The organism is Tropicibacter alexandrii, from assembly GCF_003667315.2.
GTDB classification, from domain to species: domain Bacteria; phylum Pseudomonadota; class Alphaproteobacteria; order Rhodobacterales; family Rhodobacteraceae; genus Tropicibacter; species Tropicibacter alexandrii.
Window position 1 is genome coordinate 175,544 of the sequence record NZ_RCTZ02000003.1, and the last position, 24,646, is coordinate 200,189.

Below are 24,646 nucleotides of genomic sequence, written 5' to 3' on the forward strand. Positions count from 1 at the left end.
TCAGTTGAGTTTTTCTCGAATTGTTTCGAATACGTTTCGCGCAATCATAACATTCGGGTGTGTAGTTGGAAGCACGGTTTCAAGGACTGCTAAAGCTTTTTCGGAGTGCCTTGCAGCGTCGACGAATCTTCCCAACCTGTAGTAGAGCACAGCAAGGTTATTGAGTTGGACGGCATAGTCTGGGTGCAACTCTCCCAAAGTTGTTTTGATGATGCCTATAGCGTGCTTGTAAAGAGGTTCTGCCTCCGCGTGACGCTCAACTTGATCCAGCAAGTTCGCTAAGTTGTTAAGATGTATCGCGTAGTCCGGGTGGAATTCTTCGAGAACCTCTTTGTCGATTGCGATGGCTTTACGAAGTAGCTCTTCAGCTTCGGTGTAGTCTCCTTTGGTCTTAAGCAGGCCTGCTAGATTGTTGAGCCTATTTGCGTAAACAGCATTGGTCTCTCCTATCGTATCCTTTCCAATTGCAATTGCTTGCCTATATAAACATTCTGCCTCATCTAGACGCTCCATGCTTTCGAGAAGGCTAGCTAAATTATTGACGTCAATAGCGTATTCCGGATGGCTCTCCCCGAGCTCTGTCTTGTCGAGTGCGCTGGCTTGGCGGTACAGTGTCTCAGATTCTTCGTAGCGCCCCATGTACTTCATTATCAGGCCGAGATCGTTGAGTGCGCTGGAGAGCTGTCTTGTTGTTCCTTCCTGCCTTGCCAATTCTAGGTTTTGTTCGCAGATTGACAGCGCGCGTGAATAGTTGCCTGAGCGCCAAAAAAACTCGTATGCTTTTGGCAACGTCTCCAAACTCGGCTGCAGTTCAACGGACCTACCATAGTGTAGGGCTGCCCGGTGCCAATCAACCTTAGCTTCGGCGATTTCCCCTTGGCCAAACTCGGCGCGGGCGATCTGTTCGAGGGCGAGTTGGTTTTGCGCCTTGACCTCTTCGAACAGGGCGTCGGCCTTGGAATAGTCCAGCCGTTGCAGCGCCTCTTTGGCGGCGGCGATCTTTTCCTGACCCAGATGGTTGGCTTCGCGGTCGAGACGGGCGGCGATGTCGGCGGCGCGGGCGGTGTCCTCGGCATAGGCGGCGTCGGGATTGGACAGCTTGCGGCGCAGTTCGGTGATCTGGTTGGTCAGAAGGGTGATCTGAGATTGCGCGGCCCCCAGTTCGGCGGCGTGGGCGCGTTCGAGCAGGGCTTGTTGCGCGGTCAGTTCGCGTTGTTTGTCGGCAATCAGGCCCTCGACGATGCGGCGGTGCTCGGCGGGGGAGATGCCGTGAATGTCGCGGCCCGCCTGCTGAACGCCTTCGGCGTTTTCGACGGAGTTGTCGGTGCGTTCGAAGGGCATCAGCCTTTTTGTTCCAGATCTTCGCTGTCGACGGCGCGGTTGTCGGTCGTGCGGTCCTTTGCCCCGGATTGCTTGACGCGTTTGACGTTGTGGGCGTGGTTCGTGGTGTGGGGCTTGCGGGTGCGCACCGATCTCCAGCCGAACCAAAGGCCAAGCCCGCCGATGGGGAGACCTATGATACTGGCCCAAAGCGCGAGGTTCTCCATACTGATACTCCCGTGACGTGTGGTCAGGTTAGCGTCAGCTTTGGTGGATGTGCAAGTCGGGGGTTGCGTTTGGGGGGTGGTGACCTATTCTTTGAGTGGAATGTGAAAAGGGGGCTGTCATGCCGCGACTCATCCGGATGTATATCACGCAGGTCATTGCGGGCTTTGGCCTGTCGGCCCTGTTCGTGGGGGCGTTGATGTGGTTCAACGTGGCCAACCTGTGGCATCTGGTCAGCGGGTCCGATGTGGGCCTCGTCGCCGTGGCGATGTTGTGGGTGTTCAACGGGATCGTCTTTGCGGGTGTGCAGTTCGGTATCGCGATCATGCGCATGGGCGAGGATGAACCACCTGCGGGCGGCAAGCGTCAGGTCTTCCAGCCGGTTCCGGTGCGTGTTCAGGCGCGGGACGAGAAGAGCGCGATGCGCTTCATCCGGCGCTAGGCTGTCGGATCTGCGATCCTGTGCGGCGTCCGGCTTGGGCGCCGTTTTTCGTTTGGGGCTGGTGGGACGGACGCGGGGCCCAAGAAAAATCCAAAGACGGCGGATAAATGTATATACATCCGCTGTGCATATGATATCAAAACCATATCGTCGATGAGGTCGAGCGCAAAGTGACGGAAGACGGCAAGAAGAAAAAGACCAACGACGCCCAGTTGGTCTTGCGTATCAAGAAGTCCGAGCGGGACCGCTTTGTTGCGCTTTGCGATGAGCTCGACACATCTGCCGCGCGGGAAATCCGGCGGTTCATCCGCGGGTTTCTTGCGGAGCATGACGACAAGGGCTGATTGCTCGGACGGATATGAAAAGGAGCGCCATCATGGCCAAGAAGAAAGAGATCAAAGCTGCAAAGCAGGACGTCAAGAAGCGCAAGACGCAGCTGAAAAAGGCCAAGAAGGCCCTGAAGGCTCTGCAATAATCTGCGCGTGACCGCGTTTTGGGGCCTCTGGCGATTGCCGGGGGCCTTTTTGCTGGTCTGTCGGGCTGTTCAGTGCGCAGTCGCGCCGGACTGACGATCAGCGCACCGAGGCGCACAGGCCAAGGCGTGTGCGACGGGAACCACCTCGAACGTGTGGGTGACGCATTCCCGAGGACCTGTATATACAGGTGGGCGCCAGGTAATCAGACCACGGTCTGAGCAGAGCCAGCTCCCTCGGATTTGCTTAAGGCCACCGGAATGTACCCGTTCACGGAAAGGGCAGAACCCGTCACGCCCGAGGTAGGCTTGGTTCGGGGGGAAAACAAGGGGTCAGCTGTCCTCGGTCACGAATTTGTAGTCGCGCAGTTCCTCGGGCAGCAGGATGTAGATTTCCTCGGCGGGCGTGGCCATGGCGGGGATCATCACGCGGGTGTCGATGCCCATCTCGATCAGGTAGGCCATCAGTTCGGACTGGCCGCGCTGGATGGAGTCGATGGCGATGAAGGCAGGCAGCAAGGTGTTGGCGTCGAAGCTGTGCTGATGCACGCCGATGGAGGCGTCCTCGGCGATGTCACGGGTCGGGCCGCCCGCCAGCAGGTAGGGGCAGGCGGAGTAGCAGATTTCACCGGCGAGGACGCGGGTGGTGATATTGGCGCTGCGCAGGTGGCGGCCAAGGGCGAGCGCGTCGCGAACGGCGCCGCCGGGGCTTTGCAGGATCAGTTCGGTGATCGCCGGATCGGCGGCGTCGAGTTGCGGGATAAGTCGGTCGGCGTCGCCATCCTCGATCTGGCCTTCGAGACGCCATTGGCCGTCCTCGCGGGTCAGGGTCAGCCGGTCGGGCAGGGGGCCTGCGTCGCGCGCGGGGCGCGTGGTGGGCCGGTCGCGGCTGGGGGTGAACTGGCGGCGCTGGTCGCCGGGCCGGATCGGTTCGGACAGGCGGGGGGCGTCGGGGGCGAAGGAGGGCAGGCCGAGGCTGCCGTTCTTCATGTCCCCAAAGACAAGAAGCGCGCCGATACCCAGTTGAAAGATCAGCACGGCCGAGAGGGTGCGGGCGATGTTTTTCGCGTTCATTTTAGACCCTCCGGGAGGGTGGGACGGCGCTGTTCGGCCTTCGGCCAAAGGCGCCCTGGGCAAAGCGGGATCGCCGAACGCTGCCTCTCCCTTCGGTCGAACGCGCCCGGCGATGCTTGATCGGGCCTGAGCCCGGGACGCCAGCAGCGCCCCGCCCACCATCCCCGGCGGTCGTGCGTTTGGCGGGTCATGCGCTTTTGTCCTTGAGCGGGGTGATCTCGGGCGTGTCTGGCTTGTCCTGCTTGGCCATGGCCATCTCGCTTTCGACCTCGCGCAGGGCGGTGACGGCGGCGCGCAGTTCGGCCAGCGTCAGGGTGTCCTCGATGCCTGCGCCCTCGCGTCCCTGACGGATCGCGCCATGGGTGATGGCGAGGATGAACACAAGCACGGCAGGCAGCAGATCGATGGCGATGGCGCCCGCCCAAGAGGGCACGAAGTTGCGGGCGTACAGGATCACCGCGTCGGCGGAGGAGACCGGGGTATAGGTCACCTCGATCGGGCTTTGCATGGATTGCACGTTCTGCGCGGCGCGTTCGAGCGTGGTGGCGCGCTGGCCGAGGACTTCGAGCACCGAGGTGATCGTTGCGGCCTGATCGGAGCGGCCTTGCGCGGTGCTGCTGTCGAGCTCTGGCAGCACGACCGAAGCCGCCAGATCCTGCGCGGCGCGTTCGACCAAGGGGGCGACCGACAGTTGGCGCAGCTGCGTGATGAGCCCTTGCAGGCGCACGGCGGCCTCAGAAAATTCGACGGAGCGCGCCTCGACATTGCCGGGCTCGACCGTCAGGGCGCGCATGCGCGACAGGATGGTGTTGCCCTCGACAAAGGCGCTTTCGACCAGCGGCGTCTGGCTTGCGATCTGGGTCTCCAGCGCCTGCAACTCGGCGGCCTTCTGGCGCAACACACGGAACACCGCGCCGCGCCCGGCAAGGCCCGAGAGGCTGCCTGCGGCCTCTTGTTCGGACAGATCCTCGAAGCTCTGCCGTGTGCGGGCGACGTCGCGTTCCAGACCTTGCGCCGAAAGCGCGATTTCATGCGCGCGTTCAAGGCTTTGCTGGTAGTCCTGCACGGTCTCGGCGAGGTGCTGTTCGACCGCCGCCGACCCGGCCAGCGCGGCTGCGTTCAACCACGACGACATGGCGACGATGGCCAGACTGCCCGCGCCCATCGCGGTCAGCAGACCGGCGCGGGCGCGGGCGGTGCGTACGGCGGGAAAGAGCCGCATCAGGTAGGACCAGAAGACGAAGATGCCCACGGAGACGGCGGTGGAATAGGCGATGGCGGCAAAGACGCTCATCGCGCCGTTCTCATCGAGCAGGGAGGAGACGCCGAGATAGGTGTAGATGCCCGACGCGACGGCCAGAACGCCAAGCGCCGTGCCGGAGAAGGTTTCCAGCCATGTCAGGTGACCTTCGAGTTCGCGGGCGTGGCGCACCCCGCGCGCCTCGGCGCGGGACAGGTGGGAGTCGGACATCGGCATTCCTCATGAATTTCGGATTAACCTATGTGCTGGCGCGGCGATGTGAAGCGGGGTTGCAAATGTTCACGTATTGTTCAAGATATCGGTATGGAATTGAGCTTGGATCAGAGGATGCCGGGGCAGGTGCTGGCGCGCGGGGTGTGTCGCCACCTTGCGGGGCACGGCTTTGTCACGGTCGAGGAATTCGTGCCGGACCGGGGCTTGCGCATGGATGTGCTGGCGCTGGGACCGAAGGGCGAGTTGTGGTGCGTCGAATGCAAGTCGAGCCGCGCGGATTACATGAGCGACAGCAAGTGGCAGGGGTATCTGCCCTATTGCGACCGGTTCTTTTGGGCGGTGGATACGGATTTCCCGGTGGAGCTTTTACCGGAAGAGACCGGGTTGATCATCGCCGACGGCTACGACGCGGAAATCCTGCGGATGGGACCGGAGGACAAGCTGGCGGGTGCCCGGCGGGCGAAACAGACGCGGCGCTTTGCGCAGCATGCGGCGCGGCGGCTGATGGCCCTGAGGGACCCGGAGGCGCGGTTGGGTTAGGCGTCCCTCGGGGGCAGACTCAGCGCTTGTTCTTGCCCTTGGCGGCGGCTTTCTGGGCGAGGCGGGCGGAGGACAGGATTTCCTCGGCGATTTCCTCGGCCTCGTCGGGCGTGAAATCCATCGGGATTTCCAGATCGCCCGCGGTGATGAACAGGCGCACCATGCCTTGGTCGGTCGGGCCGATCTGCAGGTTGGCCTCGATGTCGCGTTCGTCGTTGATGCCCATGGTTCCGGCTCCCGTGAAAAGCTGTCGTGCGATAGCGCCCGTGCGCTTGATTTGCAAGCGCGGCCACGGTTTCATGGTTCCATGACGATCGAGATCAGGGGGCTTGGCCCCGGGGATGTGGACTGGCTGGTGGCGCAGCACGGCGCGCTTTACGCGCGCGACGAGGGATTCGACGAGACGTTTCCGGTGCTGGTGCGCAGCATTCTCGAGGCGTTCGAGGCCGGGCATGACCCGGCGCGCGAGCGGGCCTTCATCGCTTGGCGGGAGGGGCAGCGGCTGGGCAGCATTTTCTGCGTATCCGCCGGGGCCGACGTGGCCAAGCTGCGGCTGTTCCTGCTGGTGCCCGAGGCGCGCGGGCATGGCTTGGGCCGCCGGCTTCTGTCCGACTGCATGGCATTCGCGCGGCAGGCCGGGTATCGCCGCATGGGGCTGTGGACGCATAAAAGCCACCGCGCGGCCTGTGCGCTCTATGCCAGCGCCGGATGGCGGCTGGTGCGGTCCGAACCGGTGCGCAGTTTTGGCGTCGACCTTGTCGAGCAGGCGTGGGAGATTGACCTGTGAGCGGAAAAAACCGATAATCGGGTCTTGCATTCGATTGGCGCTTTTTGTAATTCGCGCCCAGTGCCGCCTTAGCTCAGTTGGTTAGAGCGCCTGATTGTGGATCAGGAGGTCCCCCGTTCGAGCCGGGGAGGTGGTACCACCCTTCCGACATCGTTGTAGCTTGACGTTTGGCCTCTTAATCGTTCCATCGAGCGCGGTTTTTAGGCGCGGCGTAGGGGTCGGACTTTATCGGACGCAGCTTCAAGTTGCATTGCGCCAAGAATGCTGCGTGACGCTTGCTCCAAACCACGTAAAGCGCGTAACCTCCGGCAAAGCGTAACAGGTTACCCCATCCCGTGCTGACGCAACGTCCTCATTTTCCCGACCAGGACAGCCTTTGGCAGTTCGGTCGCCTCGCCACGCCGATCTGGGTATTCGACGTGGACAATCACTGTGTCTGGTGGGCCAACCGGGCCGGGCTGGCCTTTTGGCGGGCCGAGACGCTGGACGCGCTCAGGGCGCGGGATTTCTCGGGCGACAGCGCCAATGTGCGGACGCGGTTGCGCCAGATCGTAGACACCAATGTGACGGGCAGCACCGTGACGGACACATGGACGCTGTACCCGTGTGGGCAGCCGCGCACCGCGGTGGTCACTTTGCAGCCCGTCGTCATCGAGGACGGTGGCAACGCCTTGCTGGTCGAGATCAACCGCATTCTCGACATGAGCGGCGAGGAAGAGGCGCTGCGCATGCTCGAGGCGATCCGCACGGCGGCGTTGATGGTGTCCACCTTCTCTGCGCAGGGGCAGCTTCTGGCGCAGAACCCCGAAGCGCAGGCGGTCTACGGCCCACCCGGCGGGCCGCGCACCGATCTGGACACGCGGCTGGCCGACCGGGATCTCGTGCCTGCGTTGATCGCTGCGGTGATGGAAAACCGGACCTTCGATCAGGAGTGCGAGGTGCGCGGGCTTTACGCGGCGCGTCGTCACCGCATCGTGGCGCGCCGCGGCCGCGATCCGGTGTCGGGTGATGACGTCATCGTCCTGACCGAGGAGGACGTCACCGAGGCGCACCGACTGCGCCGGGAACTGGAACACATGAATGCCGCGCTCGAGGCCAAGGTGGCCGAGCGCACGGAAAGCCTGCGGCGCATCGAGGAGCGGTATGAACTGGCGACGCGGGCGGCGGCGATCTGGGATTGGCAAGCCGATGACAACACCCTGTTCGTCTCGCCCCGCTTGGCCGAGACCCTAGGCTACGATACCGAGACGTTCCGGGCGATGGTGGCCAGCCAGCACGAAGGCGCCTTTTTGCCCAAGGAAGATTGCGCCGCTTATCGCGCGGCCCTGATTGCGCATCTGAAATCGCCGGGCGAGACATGGGAACACGATGTGCGCCTGCTCGCTGCGGGCGGCGCGCCGCGCTGGTTCAACCTGCGCGGCATCGCGGTGGCGGGGGCCGATGGTCGGACGGTGCGGTCGGTCGGGTTGATGACGGATATCAGCCGCCACAAGGAACTGGAGGCGACGCTGTTCGCGGCCCAGCGGATGGAGGCGGTGGGGCGGCTGACCGGGGGCGTGGCGCATGACTTCAACAACCTGCTGACGGTGATCGGCGGCAATGCCGAGCTGCTGGACCTTGGCGGCGAGGTGGATCACGACCTGACCGGCTCGATCCTGCAGGCGGTCGCGCGCGGGGCGCAGCTGACGCGGCATCTTCTGGCCTATTCGCGCAAGCAGCCGCTGAACCCGCGCAGCGTCGACGTGGGCGAGCTGATGACCACCTTGCGCCACAACCTGTTCCGGGTGCTCGGCGATGCGATCGAGGTCGAGGTCAGCCTTGCGCCGGATCTCTGGACTGTCTACGCCGACCCGTCGCAGATCGACAGCGCGGTTCTGAACATCGCGCTCAACGCGCGCGACGCCATGCCCGGCGGCGGCACGCTGCGGGTGAGCTGCGCGAACCTGACCGTCGGGGCGCAGGCGCCGGATGGCTACGATCTCGAGCCGGGCGACTATGTCGAGTTCCGGATCGTCGATACCGGGTCTGGCATGACCGAGGCGGCGTTGCAGCACGCCTTCGAGCCGTTCTTTACCACCAAGGATGTGGGCAAGGGCAGCGGTCTGGGCCTGTCCATGGTCTTTGGCTTTTCGCGCCAGTCGGGCGGCGATGTGCGGCTGGAGAGCCGCTATGGCGCGGGATGCACCGTGGCGATGTGCCTGCCGCGCGCGGGCGTCGCCGCCGAACGCGGCCTCGGGACCCCGGCGCTGAGCGTTTCGGGCCGGGGCGAGCGCATCCTCCTGCTGGAGGACGACCCGCCGGTGCAGCGCACGTTGCGGCGTATGCTGCAAAGTCTGGGCTACCGCGTCGATTGCGCCTCTGACCTGTCCGAAGCGCGCGCCCTGCTGGACGATCGGCCGGATCTGTGCCTGCTCGACGTGGTGCTGCGGGGCGGCGAAAGCGGCTTTGAACTGGCCGAGACGGCGCGCAGGCAGCATCCGGGCCTGCCGGTGGTGATGATGTCCGGCTACCCGGACAACGAAGAAGACGGTGCCGCGCAGCGCTTCGACGCCTTCCTGCAAAAGCCGGTCGCGGCGCCCGTCCTGTCGCGCACCCTTGGCCGCCTGCTGCTGGGCGTGGGCGGACAGGCGTAGCGCGGGCGGTTGTTTCCCGGCCTGTCGGACGGCTATAGCTTGGGCCGGAGGTCGCGGGAGAGGCGGCCGATACAGGCAGGGCGGCATCCGTGGAGGCAGATATGAGAACCGGCGCGCAAATCCTTGTGGACCAGTTGAAGATTCAGGGCGTCGGGCAGGTGTCCTGCGTGCCGGGGGAAAGCTACCTTGCGGTGCTCGATGCGCTGCATGACAGCGGGATCGGGATCACCGTCTGCCGTCAGGAAGGCGGCGCGGCGATCACGGCCGAGGCCGATGGCAAGTTGACGGGCCGACCGGGCGTGTGTTTCGTCACGCGCGGACCGGGGGCGACGAATGCCAGCGCGGGCGTGCATATCGCCCAGCAGGATTCGACGCCGATGGTGCTGTTCGTCGGGCAGATCGCGCGCTGGATGCGCGGGCGCGACGCCTTTCAGGAGGTGGATTACCGGGCGGTCTTTGGCAGTCTTGCGAAATGGGCCGTCGAGATCGACGACCCGGCCCGCGTGCCCGAGGTGGTCAGCCGCGCGTTCCACGTTGCAATGTCGGGCCGCCCCGGCCCGGTGGTGGTGGCGCTGCCCGAGGACATGCTGACCGAGACCGCCGAGGCGGTCGATGCGGCCCGCGTAGAGGTGGCACGCCCTGCGCCGCTGATGGCCGATGTCACAGCGGCGCTGAGCGCGCTTCAGGGGGCCGAGCGGCCCTTGGTGATCGCCGGAGGCTCGCGCTGGTCCGAGGCGGCGGTGGCCGACCTCGTAACCCTGTCGGAGCGCATGAACCTGCCGGTCGCCGTCTCGTTCCGCCGCCAGACGCTGTTTCCCGGCGATCACCCGAATTACGCGGGCGACCTTGGGGTTGGCGGTGACCCGAACCTCGTGGCCTATGCGAAATCGGCGGATGTGGTGCTGTTGCTTGGCGGGCGGTTCTCCGAGATGCCGTCGCAGGGGTACACGGTGTTCGACATTCCCGTGCCGAAACAACGCCTGATCCATGTGCATCCGGGGCCAGAGGAGTTGGGCCGCGTCTATCAACCCGCGCAGGCCATCTGCTGCGCCGCGCCGGAATTCCTGTCGGCGGCCTTGGCCGAGGCACCGGCGGGGCCGGATCGCGGCGCCCTGTTGGCCGAGCGTGCCGAGGCGCTGGCGCGGCGACGGGCGATCCCCGCGCAGCCCATTGGCCCCTTGGCGATGGGCGCGGTGATGGAGCATCTCAACGCGATGTTGCCGGACGATGCGGTGATCTGCAACGGCGCGGGCAACTACGCCACATGGGTGCACCGGTTCTACCGGTTCACCCGTTGGGGCACGCAATTGGCACCGACCTCGGGCTCGATGGGCTATGGCGTGCCAGCGGCAGTGGCCGCGGCGCGCGCCGGACGTTTGGGCGTCGCCTTTGCGGGGGACGGGTGCTTTCTGATGCACGGGCAGGAATTCGCGACGGCGGTGCAATACGATCTGCCGATCCTCGTGATCGTGGTCGATAACGGCATGTATGGCACGATCCGCATGCACCAAGAGCGGGACTATCCCGGGCGTGTATCCGGCACGCAGCTCAAGAACCCGGATTTCGCCGCCTATGCGCGCGCCTTCGGTGGGCATGGCGAACGCGTCGAGCGGACCGAAGAGTTCGGCCCCGCGTTGGAGCGCGCGATGGCCAGCGGCAAACCGGCCATCCTGCACCTGCTGATCGATCCCGAAAGCCTGACCGTGGACCGCACGCTGAGCCAGATTCGCGATGGGTCTTGACCCGGGCGCGTTATATTAACATGTTAACGGAAATGTCGGCGGGGTGTTGTTGCGCTCTGGGGCAGGGGTCCGCGCGGGAGAAATGGCACGATGGATTGGGACGAATTCGCCCGTTGGGGGCATGACATCACCGAACGCGGTGCGGCCTATCACAAGGGATTGCGGGACCGGCCCGTGCGTCCCGATGTGACGCCGGGCGAGATTGCGGCGCAGTTGCCCCGCACCCCGCCCGAGGCGGGCGAGGGCATGCAGGCCATCCTCGACGATTTCGACAGCTTCGTGCTGCCGGGGCTGACCCATTGGCAGCATCCGCGCTTCTTCGCCTATTTCCCTGCCAATGCCGCGCCGCCCTCGATGCTGGCGGAAATGCTGGTCAGCACGTTGGCCGTGCAGTGCATGTTGTGGCAGACCTCTCCGGCGGCGACCGAGATGGAGGGGGTGATGGTCGACTGGCTCCGGCAGGCCATGGGCCTGCCCGAAGGCTGGTCGGGGGTGATTCAGGATTCGGCGTCCTCGGCGACCTTGTCGGCGGTGCTGACCATGCGCGAACGTGCGACCGGCTGGACCGGCAACCGCGAGGGCCTGTCGGGCAAGGGCGCGCTGCGGATCTATTGTTCCGAGCAGGCGCATTCCTCGATCGACCGCGCGGCTTGGGTGGCGGGGATCGGGCAGGAGAACCTCGTCAAGCTGCCCACCACCGGCGCGCCCTATCACGGCGTCGATGTCGCGGCCCTGCGCGCGGCAATCGCGGCGGACCGCGCGGCCGGGCATGTGCCCGCAGGCATCATCGCGATCACCGGTGGCACCGGGATCGGCGCTTGCGACGATCTGGAACAGGTGGGCGCCGTGGCGCAGGAAACCGGGCTGTACCTGCATCTGGATGCCGCTTGGGCGGGGTCGGCGATGATCTGCGACGAATTCCGCGCAGCCTTCTGGCCGGGTGTGGCGCTGTGCGACTCGGTCGTCTTCAACCCGCACAAGTGGCTGGGCGCGCAGTTCGATTGCTCTGTGCAGTTCCTCAAGGACCCGATCCAGCAGTTGAACACGCTGAAGATCGAACCGGAATACCTCAAGACCTCCGGCGCGGAGGTGGTGAATTACTCGGAATGGACGATCCCTCTGGGGCGGCGGTTCCGCGCTTTGAAACTGTGGTTCCTGCTGCGCTCCTACGGGCTGGAGGGGTTGCGGACCCGCATCCGCAACCATGTGACATGGGCGGGGGAGGTCTGCGAAGCGCTGCGGGACCGGGGCTACGAGATCGTGACAGAGCCGATCCTGTCGCTGTTCACCTTCCGTGGTCCGGGCGACGACGCGGCGCAGCAGCGGCTGGTCGATGCGATCAACGCGGATGGGCGGATCTACGTGACGCAAGGCCTGTTCGCGGGCCGCAAGGTGGTGCGCTTTCAGGTGGGCCAGTTCGACACGACCCGCGCGGATGTGATGATGGCGGTGGACGTCATCGACGAGATCGCGAAGGGGCTGACATGACCGGGGACGAGATCGCAGCGGCGGCGGCAGCCCTGCTGCGTGCCGAGGACAGGCGAGAGCAGATCGGCCTGTTGTCGCTGGCCCATCCGGGCATGACGATGGACGACGCCTATGCGGTGCAGGCGGCGTTGATGCGGGCCAAGCTTGCCGCCGGGCGCAAGGTGATCGGCTGGAAGATCGGGCTGACGTCGAAGGCCATGCAGGATGCGTTGAAGATCGACACGCCCGATAGCGGGGTGCTGTTCGACGACATGAACTTCGAGACGGGGGGCGTGGTGCCCGAGGGGCGCTTCATCCAGCCGAGGGTCGAGGCCGAGATCGCCTTTGTGATGAAGGCGCCGCTGGACGGACGGGTGACGCGCGCGCAGGTGATTGCCGCCACGGATTACGTGGCGCCGTCGCTGGAGATCCTCGATACGCGCATCCTGCGCGCCGATCCGGCGACGGGACGGGCGCGGGTGATCGCCGACACGATCTCGGACAACGCGGCGAATGCCGGGATCGTGCTGGGCGAGGCGCGGCACAACCCGCGGCTGGTCGATCTGCGCTGGGCCGGGGCGATCGTGACGCGCGATGGCGAGGTCGAAGAAACGGGGTTGGGCGCGGGGGTGCTGAACGATCCGGTGATGGGCATCGTCTGGCTTGCCGAACGGATGGGGCAGTACGGCCAGCGGATCGAACCGGGGCAGGTGATCCTGTCGGGGTCGTTCATCCGGCCTGTCGAATGCCCGGCGGGCAGCCATGTCGAGGCGGATTTCGGGGCGTTCGGCCATGTGGAGATCAGCTTTGCCTGACGCGGGCAAATTTCTTCGAAGAAATTTGGATCAAGAATTTTCGAAAATTCTTGGGCGCCCGGTTCCGGCGGTGGCTCTTGCCACGTGACGTGATCCGGCTGGACGGGGCGATGTCAAAAATCTTCGAAGATTTTTGCCCACCCTTGCCCTAGCGGTCGATCCGCATTTCCTGCCGCAGCCTGCCCGTGGCCCGGTCGAAGATCAGGATGCGGTCGTCTGCCGTCACCACGGCGTACCAGTCCGACCCTTGCGTATAGGCTGTGGCCTGTGCGCCGTCGGGAAGGGTGATCACCTCTGGCAGCGGCGCGCGGGTATTGTTATAGCGGGCCCAGATCAGGCCGAGGATCAGCACGATCCCGGCGATCATCACGCCCGTGAGGACCGTCACCAGCAGCCGCAAAAAGCGCAAGCCGGGCGGTTCGGGCTGGTCTTCAGGCTCGGGGGCGGACGACATGACGATCCTTCACGTGACATTGGCGGAAGACCCGCCTGCGCGCCTTGATAAGGCGCTGGCCCGCGATGTGCCAGAGGAAGCCGCGCTGTCGCGCACCCGCCTGTCGAAATTGATCGCCGAGGGGGCCGTGACGGTCAACGGCGCGGTCGTCACCGACGCCAAGGCCAAGGTGGCCGAGGGCGATACCATCGCCATCACCGTGCCGGAGGCCGAGGATTACGATGTTCTCCCGCAGGACATCCCTTTGGACATCGCCTATGAGGATGACGACCTGATCGTCGTCAACAAGCCCGCGGGCATGGTCGTGCATCCCGCGCCGGGGTCGCCCAAGGACACGCTGGTCAACGCGCTTTTGCACCATTTCGGCGGCAACCTGTCCGGCATCGGCGGGGAAAAGCGCCCCGGCATCGTGCATCGCATCGACAAGGACACGTCGGGCCTGCTGGTCGTGGCGAAATCCGACCGGGCGCATCACGGGCTGGCCAAGCAATTCGAGAAACACACCGCGCGGCGCGCCTATCTGGCGCTGGCGCATGGGGTGCCCGACAAGGGCGATCCGCGCCTGATGGGGACGCGTGGGATTTCTGCCGGAGGGCAGGGGGAAATCACCATCACCTCGGGTCTGGCCCGGCACAAGACCGACCGGCAGCGGCAGGCGGTGTTCTTCGACGGGCAGGGGCGGCATGCGATCACCCATGCCAAGGTCATCGAGACATTTGGCACGCCCCCGACGCTGAGCCTTGTGGAATGTCGTCTGGAAACCGGGCGCACCCACCAGATTCGCGTCCATATGGCCCATGCGGGCCATGCGCTGGTCGGCGATCCGGTCTATGGTGGGCGGCGCAAGGTCGCGGCATCGGCCTTGCCCGAAATCGCCGTTGCCGCGGTGCAGGCCTTCGACCGGCAGGCCTTGCACGCCGCCGAACTGGGATTCGAGCATCCGGCCACGGGCGAGGACATGCTGTTTCAGGCCCCCTTGCCGCAGGACATGGCCGAACTTCTGGCGGCGGTGCGCGGCTGAGCCACCCTAAAGCACGAAGTCGTCGGCGGTCAGGCCCGTTGCGCCGCGGAGGAGAATCTCGGAGTCCGCGAGGCCATCGCCATCGGCATCCATCTGAACCACGGTGGAGCCCCCCATCTCGGCCAGACGCAGCTCAGGCGCGGTGCCGGTCAGCGCACCGGTGCCGACAAAGTCGAACGTGCCCGCGATGATGGCCGAGACATCGATCGTATCGATGCCCACCGTGAAATCCTCGATCACGTCGCGTTGCGCGCCCACCGCGCTGTCGGCGACCGTGTTGAAGACGATCACATCGGCGCCCTGGCCGGTATGGATGATGTCGCGGCCCAGCCCGCCATCGATCACGTCGTCATCGCGATCGCCGTAAAGACGGTCATCGCCGTCCTCGCCATACATCGTGTCGTTGCCGAAGCCGCCATAGAACCAGTCATTGTCATCCCCGGCAAAGATGACGTCATTGCCGGTGCCGCCGCGTCCGAAATCGTCCTCGGTGCCGCCCAGCAGCAGGTCGTCCCCGGCATCGCCCAAAAGCGTGTCCTCGCCAAAGCCGCCATCCAGCGTGTCATGGTCCGCCCCGCCCGAGATCATATCGGGATCATGCCCACCAGTCAGCGAATCGTTGCCCGCGCCGCCGCGCAGCGTGTCGAAGCCCGCACCGCCATCGAACCGGTCATTCAGGTCGCCGCCAAACAGTCGGTCGAAGCCCGCACCACCATAGACGGTGCCGACCACCGACCCGGTGCCATATGCCTGATACAGGTCGTCCTCGGTGCCAAGCGTCACGTCCTGAAAGAAGATGCCGCTGTTGAGGATGGTGACCTGTCCGGTGCCGACGCTGAGACCTTGGGCGATGACATTGCCTTCGACGACGCCGGAATTGTTGATCCAGACATCGTCTGCGGGCAGGTACAGTGAAACGCCGTTGTCATTGACGCCGATTGCGCCGGAATTGACGATCCGGACGGTGTCGGCGCTGCTGTGCACCTCGATACCACCGTCGATCGTGCCGCTATTGGTGATCCGCGTATAGGAGGCCGTGACCGAGATGGCCCGCCCCTCATCGGCCTCGATCAAACCATCGTTGACGAACCAGACCCGGCCGAATTCGCTGGCATTCAGCAGGACCGTCGGATCGGACCTGCCCGGCCCGGTCGACGTGGTCGCAAGCGTACCAGAGTTGTTGAGGAAGAAATTGCCGGGATTGCGGTTGCTGGCATAAAGCGCAACGGCCGAGTCGTCGACGCTGGTGATCTGCCCGCTGTTGGCAAGCGTCATCGTGCCGCCAAAGACCCGCACGCCGCCATCGGCCGAGATGATCTCGCCCTCGTTGATCAGCCGGAAGCGCCCGCCGGACAGTGGCAGGGAATCGGTGGCCCCCAAAGAAATCGCATAGCCTTGCGTCTGGATCAGACTGGTCGGCAGCACATGAATCCGGAACGACTGAAAGATGTCGGTCGAACCCGCATCGGTAAAGGCATGGGTGCCGGCGGTGATGTCACCATCGATCCTGATATTGGCATAATCAGGGATGCTCAGGTCGAATGCGGACCCGGTTGTCACGATCGAATGCACGTCGCGCAGCATGTAGCTGATGTTCGTGGTCGGCGCGAGGCCCGCCGTCAGATTTGCGCTGGAATAGACATAAGCCATCAGAAGCCAACCATTTTCTTAATACTTTGTTAAGCTAACAGGGAACGCGAGTGGTGGCAACTTGGACGGGAAAGCTGGTTAATGACTTTCTCGCAAGGTGCGGCACGTGAGCCGCGACCGGGGCGGAGCCGGGCGCGACCCGGCGCCGACGCCACGCCGGCCCTTACAAAAGGAAATCGTCGGCGGTCAGGCCGACCGCGCCTTTGAGGAAGATCTCGCTGTCCACGGTGCCATCGGCATCCGTATCCATCTGCACACGGGTCGAGCCGCCGCTTTCGATCAGGCGGATTTCGTTTGCCGTGCCGGTGAAGGCCCCGGTGCCGACAAAGCTGAACAGCCCACCAACGACGCCGGTGACGTCGATCAGGTCGGACCCTTGCTCGAAATCGTAGATCACGTCACGTTGCGCGCCCACGGCGCTGTCGGCGGCAGAGTTGAAGATGATCACGTCCAGCCCGTCGCCGGTATAGATCACGTCGCGGCCCGCGCCTCCGTCGATCTCGTCGTCGCCCGCGTCGCCATAGAGCCGGTCGTCGCCACCCTCGCCATAGAGCGTGTCATTGCCGAACCCGCCATAGAACCAGTCATTGTTGGCCCCGGCATAGATGATGTCGTTGCCATCGCCGCCGCGACCAAAGTCATCGCCCGCACGGCCAAGAAGCTGGTCGTCGCCCGCATCCCCGATGATCGTATCGGCCCCGTTGCCGCCGTTCATCGTGTCGTTGCCATCGCCGCCGAACATGCGGTCGTCGTTGTTGTTGCCATAAAGGTCGTCATCGCCGCCCGCGCCGCGCAGCGTGTCATTGCCGTCACCTCCGTCAAAGCGGTCGTCCAGCTCTCCGCCGCGCAACAGGTCTGCGCCGCCGCCGCCATAGACGGTGCCGGTGACGATCCCGGCCCCGCTCGACAGATAGACGTCATCCTGATTGCCGAACTCCACATCCCCAAGGACTTGCCCGGTATTGGTGAACCCGGCGGCGGTGTTGGCGTTGAAAACGGCAGAGCCCGTCAGGGTGCCCGCGTTGTTGATCAGGGCCGAAACGCTTTCGATCCACAGCGAACGCCCGGTGTCGTCGGCGCCGATGGTCCCGGTGTTGGTGAGGATCACGGTATCGCTGCCCACCTCTGCGCGGATCCGCCCGTCGATCAGACCAGAATTGGTGATCCGTGCGGTGTCGATATCCGTGAAGGCGACGGCATGTTGATCCGACAGAATGTCTCCGGAATTGTTGAGCACGAATTCCGCTGCCGACCACGCATATATTGTCGCGTAGGGGTTGGCGTCCGTATTGACCGCCGAGATGATCCCGGTGTTTTGCACGGTGATCCGACCGGCCGGGGCCGCCGCTTCGTACACGCGGGTATCGGTCAGCCAGAGGGCCCCGGAATAGGGCGAGCCACCGCCGTGGATTTCGCCCGTGTTCACGATATCGATTGTGTCAGCCATCAGGTAGAAAGGCGTGCTGGCGCTTATGATCTGCCCCGCATTTGTCACCGAAATGCGCTCGTTCGAGCTGTCGAATGCATAGATCGCCACATTGTTGGCCAGAATACTGCCCGTGCGGGTGACGAGGATTTCCAGAACGCCATCGGCGACGGTGCTGGACTGATCGATCGTATTCGACCCAGAGTAAACACCGCCCGAAACCGTGATCCGTCCGTCGTTCGAGGCTGCGATGCCGGTGCCTTGGGCAAAGATGTTGCCGAGCGGGGTCAGGGTCAGTTGCTCCCCGTTGGTCATGGTCTGGGTCGTGGTTTGGTTCGAATTGGTCAGATAGGTCGGCATTGAAAAACTCCCGGCTCTGAAATGTCATTTCTGCGGTCGTCGGCGGTGGCCGAAACCTGCAAGGGCGCCGTCTTCAGTAGTTAACAAAGGGCTAACTCTGTCCAGTGATGCAGGTCACATCCCCCTCGGCTGACACATATTACAGCGCCTCATCTGTGCGTGAGCGCACGTTTCACAACCTGTTCAGCGACGGAGAGAAACCTTAACTGCGTTTTAACGGTTGAGAGCACATCAAGACTTGAAACCGCCCGAGTGGCTTCCCACATGGGATGTTAAGCCCCGTAACATTGGAGGGACAGGGACATGAGTAACGTCAGCAGATACGCGAACCTTCCGGCACCGTCGCCGGAGGCCGGCCTGTCGCGCTACTTGCAGGAAATCCGGAAGTTCCCCCTTCTGGAGCCGGAAGAGGAATACATGCTCGCCAAGCGCTGGGTCGAGGACGAGGACACCGAGGCGGCGCACCGCATGGTCACCTCGCACCTGCGTCTCGCGGCGAAGATCGCCATGGGCTATCGCGGCTACGGTCTGCCGCAGGCCGAGGTGATTTCCGAGGCGAATGTGGGCCTGATGCAGGCGGTCAAGCGGTTTGACCCGGAAAAGGGCTTTCGCCTTGCGACCTACGCCATGTGGTGGATCCGCGCGAGCATTCAGGAATACATCCTGCGCTCGTGGTCCTTGGTCAAGATGGGTACGACCAGCGCGCAGAAGAAGCTGTTCTTCAATCTGCGCAAAGCGAAGTCGCGCATCGGTGCGCTCGAGGACGGTGATCTGCGCCCCGAACACGTGCAGAAGATCGCCACCGATCTCGGCGTGACCGAGGACGAGGTCATCAGCATGAACCGGCGTCTGTCGGGTGGTGACGCGTCGCTGAACGCGACCGTCGGCTCCGAGGGCGAGGGGACCATGCAGTGGCAGGACTGGCTCGAAGACGAGGATGCCAACCAAGCCGAGGATTATGCGGAGCGCGACGAGCTGGAAGCGCGCCGCGCCCTGCTGACCGAGGCGATGGATGTGCTCAACGAACGCGAGCGCGACATTCTGGTGCAGCGCCGTCTGTCGGATCAGCCGGTCACTCTGGAAGACCTGTCCAGCGTCTACGACGTGTCACGCGAACGCATCCGCCAGATCGAGGTGCGCGCGTTCGAGAAACTGCAGAAGCGCATGCGCGAACTGGCGCGCGACCAAGGTATGCTGACCAGCGCCTGACCCTGCGGGGGCTGGTCCGGAACAACCCGGCCCAAGACTTCCCTCATTCGTTCAAAGGCACGGGTTTGCCCCCATCGCTCACGCGGTGGGGGTTTTTTGTTCGGGTGCTTGCAGCAGGGCGTGGTCCGGGTAGGGTAGCGCCAACAGGGAGATCGAACATGACTGAACACGTACGTTGGGGCATCATGGGCGCGGCAAAGTTCGCGCGAGAGCATATGGGACCGGCCATCCACATGGCCCGGCGGGGCAGCTTGGCCGCGGTGGCGACCTCGTCGCCCGACAAGGCCGCGCCGTTTCAGGCCTTTGCTCCGGGGCTGCGGGTCCTGTCGTCGGACAACGGGTACGAGGCGCTGGTCACCGATCCCGAGATCGACGCGATCTACGTGCCCTTGCCGAACCACATGCATGTGGACGCCGCGTTGAAGGCACTGGCGGCCGGCAAGCATGTGCTGGTGGAAAAGCCGCTGGCGATGCAGGCCGAGGGCTTTGACGCGGTGATCGACGCGCGCGAGGCCAGCGGCAAGCTGGCGGCGGAGGCCTATATGATCGTGCATCACCCGCAATGGCAGAAGGCCAAGGCGCTGTACGAGGCGGGTGCGATCGGCAAGCTGGTCCGGGTCTCGGCGGCGTTTTCCTATGACAACCGCGAAGAGACCGACAATATCCGCAACCGGCCAGACACGGGCGGTGGGGCGATCCCCGATATCGGCGTCTATATCTATGGGGCCACGCGCTTTGTCACCGGGGAGGAGCCCGAGGCGATCCTGTCGACCGAGATCAAGCGCGAGAACGGCGTCGATGTCTGGAGCCATGTGACGGCGCGCTTCCCCTCGTTCCATTACACGGGCGTGGTGTCGATGCGCATGGCGCCGTGGCAGGAGGTGGTCTTTCACGGCGAAGCCGGGGTCATGCGGCTGTCGGCCCCGTTCAACGCGCAGGTCTACGGACAGGCCACGGTCGAGGTGCAGGGCGCGGACCTGACGGTGCAGCAATGGCGGTTCCCGGCGGCGAACCACTATGTGCATCAGGTCGAGGCCTTCAACGCGTCGGTGCTGGATGGTGTGGCCTATCCGTGCCCGCTGGAATTCTCGCGCGGGACGCAGGCTATGATCGACATGGTCTGGGCGGCAGAGACCGCGTGAAACCTGCGGTAGGATGGGTGATCACCCATCCTACTTGATGTTTCACAGGTCGGCGATGGTGATCACGACCTTGCCGGTGGACTTGCGGGTGCGCATCAGGTCCATCCCATCGGCGGCCCGGTCCAGCGGCAGGACGTGGCTGACATGCGGCTTGAGGCGGCCTTCGCCATGCCACGCGATCAGTTGCGCCAGCGAGCCGGTCAGCACCTCGGGGCGGAACGCGAGGTAGCCGCCCCAGTAAAGCCCCAGAACCGACAGGTTCTTGACCAGCAGGTGGTTCGCCTTGATCTGCGGCACCTCGCCCGAGGCAAAGCCGATGGTCAGGATGCGCCCTTCGGGGCGGCAGGAGCGGAAGGCGGCGTCGAACTGCGCGCCGCCCACGGCGTCATAGACCACGTCGCACCCGCCAAGCGCCTTCATCTCGGTCCTGATATCCTGTGTCGAGGCATCGATCACATGATGCGCACCTGCGGCCTTGGCGACCTCCAGCTTTTCGGCCCCGCGGGCGCAGGCGACCACGCGTGCGCCCATGAGCGCGCCGATTTCCACAGCCGTCAGGCCCACCCCTCCGGCGGCCCCCAGCACCAGCAGCGTCTCGCCCGGTTGCAGCCGCGCGCGGTGATCCAGCGCAAGGTGCGAGGTGCCATAGGTGATCTGGAACGCCGCCGCATCGACCCAGCCCATGCTGTCGGGCAGCTTGACCGCGCGGGAGGCGTCGAAACAGCCGTATTCCGCAAGCCCGCCCCGGCCACCATAGACCGCGACCCGGTCGCCGGGCTGGAAGCCGGTCACACCGTCCCCCACCGCATCGACGATCCCGGACACCTCCATCCCCATGACGAAGGGCAGGGCGGGCGTGTCCTGATAGGTGCCCTTGAGCATCAGCAGGTCGGCAAAGTTCAGGCCGCAGGCCGCGATGCGCAGGCGCAACTCGCCTGATGCGGGTGCAGGCACCGGAAGGTCGGCGAATTCGGGGAGAGAATCGTGTGTGGTAAGCTGGTAGGCGCGCATCGGTAACTCCGGAGGATTTTTCCTGTCCAATCGAACAAACAGCGGACTGACAGGCTAGGGTGACGCAACGTCAGTTGTTAACATATGCATAATTCCACAGGTATTTCAACTTTGTGGTGTTTTCTCTGACGATTTACCATCTTCGGTCGCTCGATTGACTTGATTTTTGTGCATATTTTGATGTAGCACGTTTGGCCATGACACGTGCAAGATGAGACACGGCCAAAGGCAACAAAGCCCCGGGCAGGACACTGAGAGCACGACCCACAGAACAGGAAGACACAGATGGCGCATCCCGTTGATGTTCACGTCGGTAAACGTATTCGCCACCGCCGCTGGCTGGTGGGTATGACCCAGCAACAGCTGGCAGAACGGGTTGGGATCAAGTTCCAACAGATCCAGAAATACGAGACCGGTGCGAACCGTGTGAGTGCATCCCGCCTTTGGGATATTGCCGATGCGCTTGACGTGCCGGTCAGCTTCTTCTTCGAAGGCATCGAGGCCGAGAATGGCGAGACGACCGAGACTGCCGAGAGCATTCCGGCCGACATCCTTGGCGACAAGGAAGCCTTGGACCTCGTGCGCTCCTACTATGCGATCCCCGAAAACCAGCGCCGCCGCCTGTTCGAACTTGCGCGCGTGCTGTCCGACGTGGCTTGAGCCACGGCGCATGCTGCTGTAGCCCTTCCGCCAGAACGCGGAGGGGCAGATGGAAAGAATTTCTTCAGAACTCGCAGATGACCTGATTGCGACCGCAGAGGCCTTGGCCGATGCTGCTGGCGCGGCGATCCTGCCGCATTTCAGGTCGCGCGGCCTGTCTGCCGACAACAAGCAGGCAGGGGGCTTTGACCCTGTCACCATCGCCGACCGCGCCGCCGAAGAGGCGATGCGCGCCGTTCTCGCCGAACGCCGTCCGCAGGATGCAATCCTGGGCGAGGAATTTGGCCGGTCGGACGGCACATCCGGGCTGACATGGGTGCTGGACCCGATCGACGGCACGCGCGGCTTCCTGTCGGGCACGCCGACATGGGGCGTGCTGATCGCCGTGGGCGGGCCGGATGGCCCGGCGCTTGGCATCGTCGATCAACCCTATACGCGCGAACGCTTCGTCGGCGGGCTGGGCCGTGCCGACTGGACCGGCCCGCATGGCGGCGGCGCGCTGCGGGTGCGCGATACGACGGCCTTGTCTGACGCGATCCTGTTCACAACATTTCCCGAGGTCGGCACCACCGAAGAGCGCATGGCCTTCCAACGCGTGGCCGCGCAGGCGAAACTGACCCGCTACGGCACCGATTGCTACGCCTATGCCTTGCTGGCGATGGGGCAGATCGACCTCGTGATCGAGGCCGGCTTGCAGGCTTATGACATCCAAGGGCCGATGGCCGTTGTGCAGGCGGCGGGTGGCCTTGTCACCGATTGGCAGGGCGGGGCGGCGCATCAGGGCGGCCGCGTCATCGCGGCGGCCAATCCCGCAATCCATGCCGCGGCGCTGGAACTGCTGAACGCGACCGGCTAAAACGGTCGCGCAGCGCGTCCTTCGCCCTTTTCTGGCGCTGTGCTCCTCTCACCGAAAAGGGTCGACATGAGAGGAGCCGACATGTCCGAGACCCTGATCCGCAACGCGCATACCATTCTGACGATGGATGATGCCGGCACCGAGCTGAGCGCCTGTGACATCCGCATCACCGACGGCGTCATCGCCGAGATCGGCACTGGCCTGACCAGCCCGGGCGAGGTGATCGAGGCGGGGACATGCGTTGTCACGCCCGGTCTGGTGAACACCCATCACCACCTGTACCAGACCCTGACCCGCGCGGTGCCGGGCGGGCAGGACGCGCTGCTGTTCGGCTGGCTCAAGACGCTGTACCCGATCTGGGCGCGCTTTGGCCCCGAGGAAATGTTCACCTCGGCGCAGATCGGGCTGGCAGAGCTGGCCTTGTCGGGATGCACCATGTCCTCGGACCACCTCTACCTGTACCCGAACGGTGCCCGGCTCGACGATACGATCTTTGCCGCGCAGGAGGTCGGTCTGCGCTTTCACCCGACACGCGGCGCGATGAGCATCGGCGAAAGTGCGGGTGGCCTGCCGCCGGACAGTCTTGTCGAACAGGAGGCCGCGATCCTCGACGATTGCATCCGCGTGGTCGATGCCTTTCACGATCCGCGCGAGGGGGCGATGGTTCGGGTCGGCATCGCGCCCTGTTCGCCGTTCTCGGTCAGTCGCGAGTTGATGCGCGATGCGGCGCTTCTGGCGCGGGACAAGGGCGTGATGTTGCACACACATCTGGCCGAGAATGATGAGGATATCGCCTATAGCGAGGCGCAATTCGGCTGTCGCCCCGGCCAATATGCCGAGGAACTGGGCTGGACCGGGTGCGATGTCTGGCACGCGCATTGCGTCAAGCTGGACGGGCAAGAGATCGACCTGTTCGCGCGCAGCGGGACTGGTGTGGCGCATTGCCCGTGTTCGAATTGCCGTCTTGGCTCGGGCATAGCGCCTGTGCGGGCGATGCAGGATGCGGGGGTCAAGGTGGGGCTGGGCGTCGATGGCTCGGCCTCCAACGATGCGGGCAGCCTGATTGGCGAGGCGCGGCAAGCGATGCTGTTGCAGCGCGTTGCGTTGGGTGCCGATGCGATGGGCGCGCGCGAGGCGCTGCGGATCGCCACCCGCGGCGGGGCCGCGGTGCTGGGGCGGCACGATTGCGGGCAGGTCAGCGTGGGCAAGCGCGCCGATCTGGCGCTGTGGGACATTTCCGGCATCGACAGCGCGGGCAGTTGGGATGTCGCGGCGCTGGCCCTTGCAGGGCCGGCGCGGGTGCGGCATCTGTTGGTCGAGGGTCGGCAGATCGTGCGCAACGGGCGAGTGGTCAGCTTTGACCTAGAGAAAGCAGTTGTTAACCAGAACCGGCTAGCCAGAAGGCTCGCGGAACAGGTCTGAGGAGGCGCCGATGCGCTTGGCTTTGGTAATTTGTGTCCTGTTGACGTGCGGGGCGGCGCAGGCGCAGCAGGTGCGGCAAATGCTGAACGGGGCGCGCGCCGAGCAGGGGCTTGGCCCGGTCGAGGCGTCGCCACGGCTGGAATCGGCGGCGATGGCGCATGCGGTCGACATGGCGCAGAACGGCTTTTTCGGGCATGAGGGATCGGACGGGTCGGATGTCGGCGCACGGGTGCGCGAGACGGGCTACCGGCCCTGCATCGTGGCCGAGAACATCGCACAGGGGCAGGCCGATCTGGTGGAGGTGCTGGGCGACTGGGTCGCCTCGCCGTCGCACCGGGCGAATATCCTGCTGCCGGAGGTGACGGAGTACGGGCTGGTCAAAGCTCCGGGCGAAATCTGGGTGCTGGTTCTGGGCCGCGGCGGCTGTTGAACCGGGCGGCCGGG

General features: G+C 64.5%; 24 protein-coding genes and 1 tRNA gene. 16 read left to right on the top strand and 9 right to left on the bottom strand.

Annotated features, from left to right (window positions below):
• Complete coding sequence (locus D8Z78_RS05270) at positions 1-1,341, bottom strand: tetratricopeptide repeat protein (RefSeq protein WP_121633491.1); 1,341 nt, start codon at positions 1,339-1,341, stop codon at positions 1-3.
• Positions 1,341-1,547 (bottom strand): hypothetical protein, encoded by a 207-nt coding sequence (locus tag D8Z78_RS05275; protein WP_121633490.1) that lies wholly within the window; start codon positions 1,545-1,547, stop codon positions 1,341-1,343. The genes D8Z78_RS05270 and D8Z78_RS05275 overlap by 1 nt, the downstream gene beginning before the upstream one ends.
• A gap of 119 nt (positions 1,548-1,666) precedes the next feature.
• On the opposite strand from D8Z78_RS05275, the gene D8Z78_RS05280 reads away from it, so the two are divergent.
• Positions 1,667-1,987, top strand: a complete 321-nt coding sequence (locus D8Z78_RS05280; protein ID WP_121633487.1) for a hypothetical protein — start codon at positions 1,667-1,669, stop codon at positions 1,985-1,987.
• A gap of 170 nt (positions 1,988-2,157) precedes the next feature.
• Positions 2,158-2,331 (top strand): hypothetical protein, encoded by a 174-nt coding sequence (locus D8Z78_RS24515; protein ID WP_164932887.1) that lies wholly within the window; start codon positions 2,158-2,160, stop codon positions 2,329-2,331.
• 461 nt (positions 2,332-2,792) lie between these two features.
• Here the strand turns inward: D8Z78_RS24515 and D8Z78_RS05285 are convergent, their stop codons facing one another.
• Positions 2,793-3,533: a COG3904 family protein gene (locus tag D8Z78_RS05285; RefSeq protein ID WP_121633485.1), complete on the bottom strand. Its 741-nt coding sequence runs from the start codon at positions 3,531-3,533 to the stop codon at positions 2,793-2,795.
• A gap of 187 nt (positions 3,534-3,720) precedes the next feature.
• Positions 3,721-5,010 carry a hypothetical protein gene (locus D8Z78_RS05290; protein ID WP_420824303.1) on the bottom strand — a complete coding sequence of 430 codons (1,290 nt, stop codon included), beginning with the start codon at positions 5,008-5,010 and terminating at the stop codon, positions 3,721-3,723.
• An 87-nt stretch (positions 5,011-5,097) separates the two neighbouring features.
• Between D8Z78_RS05290 and D8Z78_RS05295 the strand changes: the two genes are divergently transcribed.
• Positions 5,098-5,547: an MmcB family DNA repair protein gene (locus D8Z78_RS05295; protein WP_164932888.1), complete on the top strand. Its 450-nt coding sequence runs from the start codon at positions 5,098-5,100 to the stop codon at positions 5,545-5,547.
• Between the two features lie 19 nt (positions 5,548-5,566).
• On the opposite strand, the gene D8Z78_RS05300 is transcribed toward D8Z78_RS05295, so the two are convergent.
• A complete protein-coding gene (locus tag D8Z78_RS05300) occupies positions 5,567-5,773 on the bottom strand; it encodes a DUF6324 family protein (protein WP_121633481.1) in 207 nt (68 codons plus the stop codon).
• 81 nt (positions 5,774-5,854) lie between these two features.
• On the opposite strand from D8Z78_RS05300, the gene D8Z78_RS05305 reads away from it, so the two are divergent.
• The 6 genes from D8Z78_RS05305 to hpaH all read left to right on the top strand — a co-directional run bounded on the left by D8Z78_RS05305 (position 5,855) and on the right by hpaH (position 12,991).
• Positions 5,855-6,334, top strand: coding sequence for a GNAT family N-acetyltransferase (locus tag D8Z78_RS05305; RefSeq protein WP_121633478.1), 480 nt, complete (start codon positions 5,855-5,857; stop codon positions 6,332-6,334).
• A 62-nt stretch (positions 6,335-6,396) separates the two neighbouring features.
• Positions 6,397-6,473, top strand: a tRNA-His gene (locus D8Z78_RS05310).
• Between the two features lie 196 nt (positions 6,474-6,669).
• Positions 6,670-8,967: a hybrid sensor histidine kinase/response regulator gene (locus tag D8Z78_RS05315; protein ID WP_121633476.1), complete on the top strand. Its 2,298-nt coding sequence runs from the start codon at positions 6,670-6,672 to the stop codon at positions 8,965-8,967.
• Positions 8,968-9,068: 101 nt separating this feature from the next.
• Complete coding sequence (locus tag D8Z78_RS05320) at positions 9,069-10,709, top strand: thiamine pyrophosphate-binding protein (protein WP_121633474.1); 1,641 nt, start codon at positions 9,069-9,071, stop codon at positions 10,707-10,709.
• 90 nt (positions 10,710-10,799) lie between these two features.
• The gene (locus D8Z78_RS05325) at positions 10,800-12,197 is read left to right on the top strand and encodes a pyridoxal phosphate-dependent decarboxylase family protein (RefSeq protein ID WP_121633472.1); all 1,398 of its coding nucleotides are present in this window, start codon (positions 10,800-10,802) and stop codon (positions 12,195-12,197) included.
• Complete coding sequence (gene hpaH, locus D8Z78_RS05330) at positions 12,194-12,991, top strand: 2-oxo-hept-4-ene-1,7-dioate hydratase (protein ID WP_121633470.1); 798 nt, start codon at positions 12,194-12,196, stop codon at positions 12,989-12,991. Before D8Z78_RS05325 ends, hpaH begins: the two co-directional genes overlap by 4 nt.
• 148 nt (positions 12,992-13,139) lie before the next feature.
• Here the strand turns inward: hpaH and D8Z78_RS05335 are convergent, their stop codons facing one another.
• Positions 13,140-13,445 (bottom strand): DUF6476 family protein, encoded by a 306-nt coding sequence (locus tag D8Z78_RS05335; protein ID WP_121633468.1) that lies wholly within the window; start codon positions 13,443-13,445, stop codon positions 13,140-13,142.
• Here D8Z78_RS05335 and D8Z78_RS05340 point away from each other — a divergent pair.
• Positions 13,444-14,466, top strand: a complete 1,023-nt coding sequence (locus D8Z78_RS05340) for an RluA family pseudouridine synthase (RefSeq protein ID WP_121633466.1) — start codon at positions 13,444-13,446, stop codon at positions 14,464-14,466. The two genes, D8Z78_RS05335 and D8Z78_RS05340, sit on opposite strands and share 2 nt — an antisense overlap.
• A gap of 6 nt (positions 14,467-14,472) precedes the next feature.
• Here the strand turns inward: D8Z78_RS05340 and D8Z78_RS05345 are convergent, their stop codons facing one another.
• On the bottom strand, positions 14,473-16,116 hold the full coding sequence (locus D8Z78_RS05345) for a calcium-binding protein (protein ID WP_121633464.1): 1,644 nt from the start codon (positions 16,114-16,116) through the stop codon (positions 14,473-14,475).
• Positions 16,117-16,279: 163 nt separating this feature from the next.
• Entirely contained in the window at positions 16,280-17,902 is a 1,623-nt protein-coding gene (locus tag D8Z78_RS05350; protein ID WP_121633462.1) for a calcium-binding protein, read from the bottom strand.
• Between the two features lie 303 nt (positions 17,903-18,205).
• On the opposite strand from D8Z78_RS05350, the gene rpoH reads away from it, so the two are divergent.
• Positions 18,206-19,111 (top strand): RNA polymerase sigma factor RpoH, encoded by a 906-nt coding sequence (rpoH, locus tag D8Z78_RS05355; RefSeq protein ID WP_121633460.1) that lies wholly within the window; start codon positions 18,206-18,208, stop codon positions 19,109-19,111.
• 158 nt (positions 19,112-19,269) lie between these two features.
• Positions 19,270-20,253: a Gfo/Idh/MocA family protein gene (locus D8Z78_RS05360; protein ID WP_121633459.1), complete on the top strand. Its 984-nt coding sequence runs from the start codon at positions 19,270-19,272 to the stop codon at positions 20,251-20,253.
• 42 nt (positions 20,254-20,295) lie between these two features.
• On the opposite strand, the gene D8Z78_RS05365 is transcribed toward D8Z78_RS05360, so the two are convergent.
• A complete protein-coding gene (locus tag D8Z78_RS05365) occupies positions 20,296-21,264 on the bottom strand; it encodes an NADPH:quinone oxidoreductase family protein (RefSeq protein WP_121633457.1) in 969 nt (322 codons plus the stop codon).
• Positions 21,265-21,549: 285 nt separating this feature from the next.
• Here D8Z78_RS05365 and D8Z78_RS05370 point away from each other — a divergent pair, with 285 nt between their 5' ends.
• The 4 genes from D8Z78_RS05370 (at position 21,550) to D8Z78_RS05385 (ending at position 24,632) form a co-directional block, all read left to right on the top strand.
• A complete protein-coding gene (locus tag D8Z78_RS05370) occupies positions 21,550-21,924 on the top strand; it encodes a helix-turn-helix domain-containing protein (RefSeq protein ID WP_121633455.1) in 375 nt (124 codons plus the stop codon).
• 49 nt (positions 21,925-21,973) lie between these two features.
• Entirely contained in the window at positions 21,974-22,780 is an 807-nt protein-coding gene (hisN, locus tag D8Z78_RS05375; protein WP_121633453.1) for a histidinol-phosphatase, read from the top strand.
• 81 nt (positions 22,781-22,861) lie between these two features.
• Entirely contained in the window at positions 22,862-24,202 is a 1,341-nt protein-coding gene (locus D8Z78_RS05380; protein ID WP_121633451.1) for an 8-oxoguanine deaminase, read from the top strand.
• Between the two features lie 10 nt (positions 24,203-24,212).
• Positions 24,213-24,632: a CAP domain-containing protein gene (locus D8Z78_RS05385; protein WP_240671996.1), complete on the top strand. Its 420-nt coding sequence runs from the start codon at positions 24,213-24,215 to the stop codon at positions 24,630-24,632.
• Positions 24,633-24,646 lie beyond the last annotated feature (14 nt).

Coding starts and splice junctions, on each gene's coding strand:
- D8Z78_RS05270 (WP_121633491.1), bottom strand. CDS start 1,341: ATGCCCTTCGAACGCACCGACAACTCCGTCGAAAACGCCGAAGGCGTT.
- D8Z78_RS05275 (WP_121633490.1), bottom strand. CDS start 1,547: ATGGAGAACCTCGCGCTTTGGGCCAGTATCATAGGTCTCCCCATCGGC.
- D8Z78_RS05280 (WP_121633487.1), top strand. CDS start 1,667: ATGCCGCGACTCATCCGGATGTATATCACGCAGGTCATTGCGGGCTTT.
- D8Z78_RS05285 (WP_121633485.1), bottom strand. CDS start 3,533: ATGAACGCGAAAAACATCGCCCGCACCCTCTCGGCCGTGCTGATCTTT.
- D8Z78_RS05290 (WP_420824303.1), bottom strand. CDS start 5,010: ATGCCGATGTCCGACTCCCACCTGTCCCGCGCCGAGGCGCGCGGGGTG.
- D8Z78_RS05295 (WP_164932888.1), top strand. CDS start 5,098: ATGGAATTGAGCTTGGATCAGAGGATGCCGGGGCAGGTGCTGGCGCGC.
- D8Z78_RS05300 (WP_121633481.1), bottom strand. CDS start 5,773: ATGGGCATCAACGACGAACGCGACATCGAGGCCAACCTGCAGATCGGC.
- D8Z78_RS05305 (WP_121633478.1), top strand. CDS start 5,855: ATGACGATCGAGATCAGGGGGCTTGGCCCCGGGGATGTGGACTGGCTG.
- D8Z78_RS05320 (WP_121633474.1), top strand. CDS start 9,069: ATGAGAACCGGCGCGCAAATCCTTGTGGACCAGTTGAAGATTCAGGGC.
- D8Z78_RS05325 (WP_121633472.1), top strand. CDS start 10,800: ATGGATTGGGACGAATTCGCCCGTTGGGGGCATGACATCACCGAACGC.
- hpaH (WP_121633470.1), top strand. CDS start 12,194: ATGACCGGGGACGAGATCGCAGCGGCGGCGGCAGCCCTGCTGCGTGCC.
- D8Z78_RS05340 (WP_121633466.1), top strand. CDS start 13,444: ATGACGATCCTTCACGTGACATTGGCGGAAGACCCGCCTGCGCGCCTT.
- D8Z78_RS05335 (WP_121633468.1), bottom strand. CDS start 13,445: ATGTCGTCCGCCCCCGAGCCTGAAGACCAGCCCGAACCGCCCGGCTTG.
- D8Z78_RS05345 (WP_121633464.1), bottom strand. CDS start 16,116: ATGGCTTATGTCTATTCCAGCGCAAATCTGACGGCGGGCCTCGCGCCG.
- D8Z78_RS05350 (WP_121633462.1), bottom strand. CDS start 17,902: ATGCCGACCTATCTGACCAATTCGAACCAAACCACGACCCAGACCATG.
- rpoH (WP_121633460.1), top strand. CDS start 18,206: ATGAGTAACGTCAGCAGATACGCGAACCTTCCGGCACCGTCGCCGGAG.
- D8Z78_RS05360 (WP_121633459.1), top strand. CDS start 19,270: ATGACTGAACACGTACGTTGGGGCATCATGGGCGCGGCAAAGTTCGCG.
- D8Z78_RS05365 (WP_121633457.1), bottom strand. CDS start 21,264: ATGCGCGCCTACCAGCTTACCACACACGATTCTCTCCCCGAATTCGCC.
- D8Z78_RS05370 (WP_121633455.1), top strand. CDS start 21,550: ATGGCGCATCCCGTTGATGTTCACGTCGGTAAACGTATTCGCCACCGC.
- hisN (WP_121633453.1), top strand. CDS start 21,974: ATGGAAAGAATTTCTTCAGAACTCGCAGATGACCTGATTGCGACCGCA.
- D8Z78_RS05380 (WP_121633451.1), top strand. CDS start 22,862: ATGTCCGAGACCCTGATCCGCAACGCGCATACCATTCTGACGATGGAT.
- D8Z78_RS05385 (WP_240671996.1), top strand. CDS start 24,213: ATGCGCTTGGCTTTGGTAATTTGTGTCCTGTTGACGTGCGGGGCGGCG.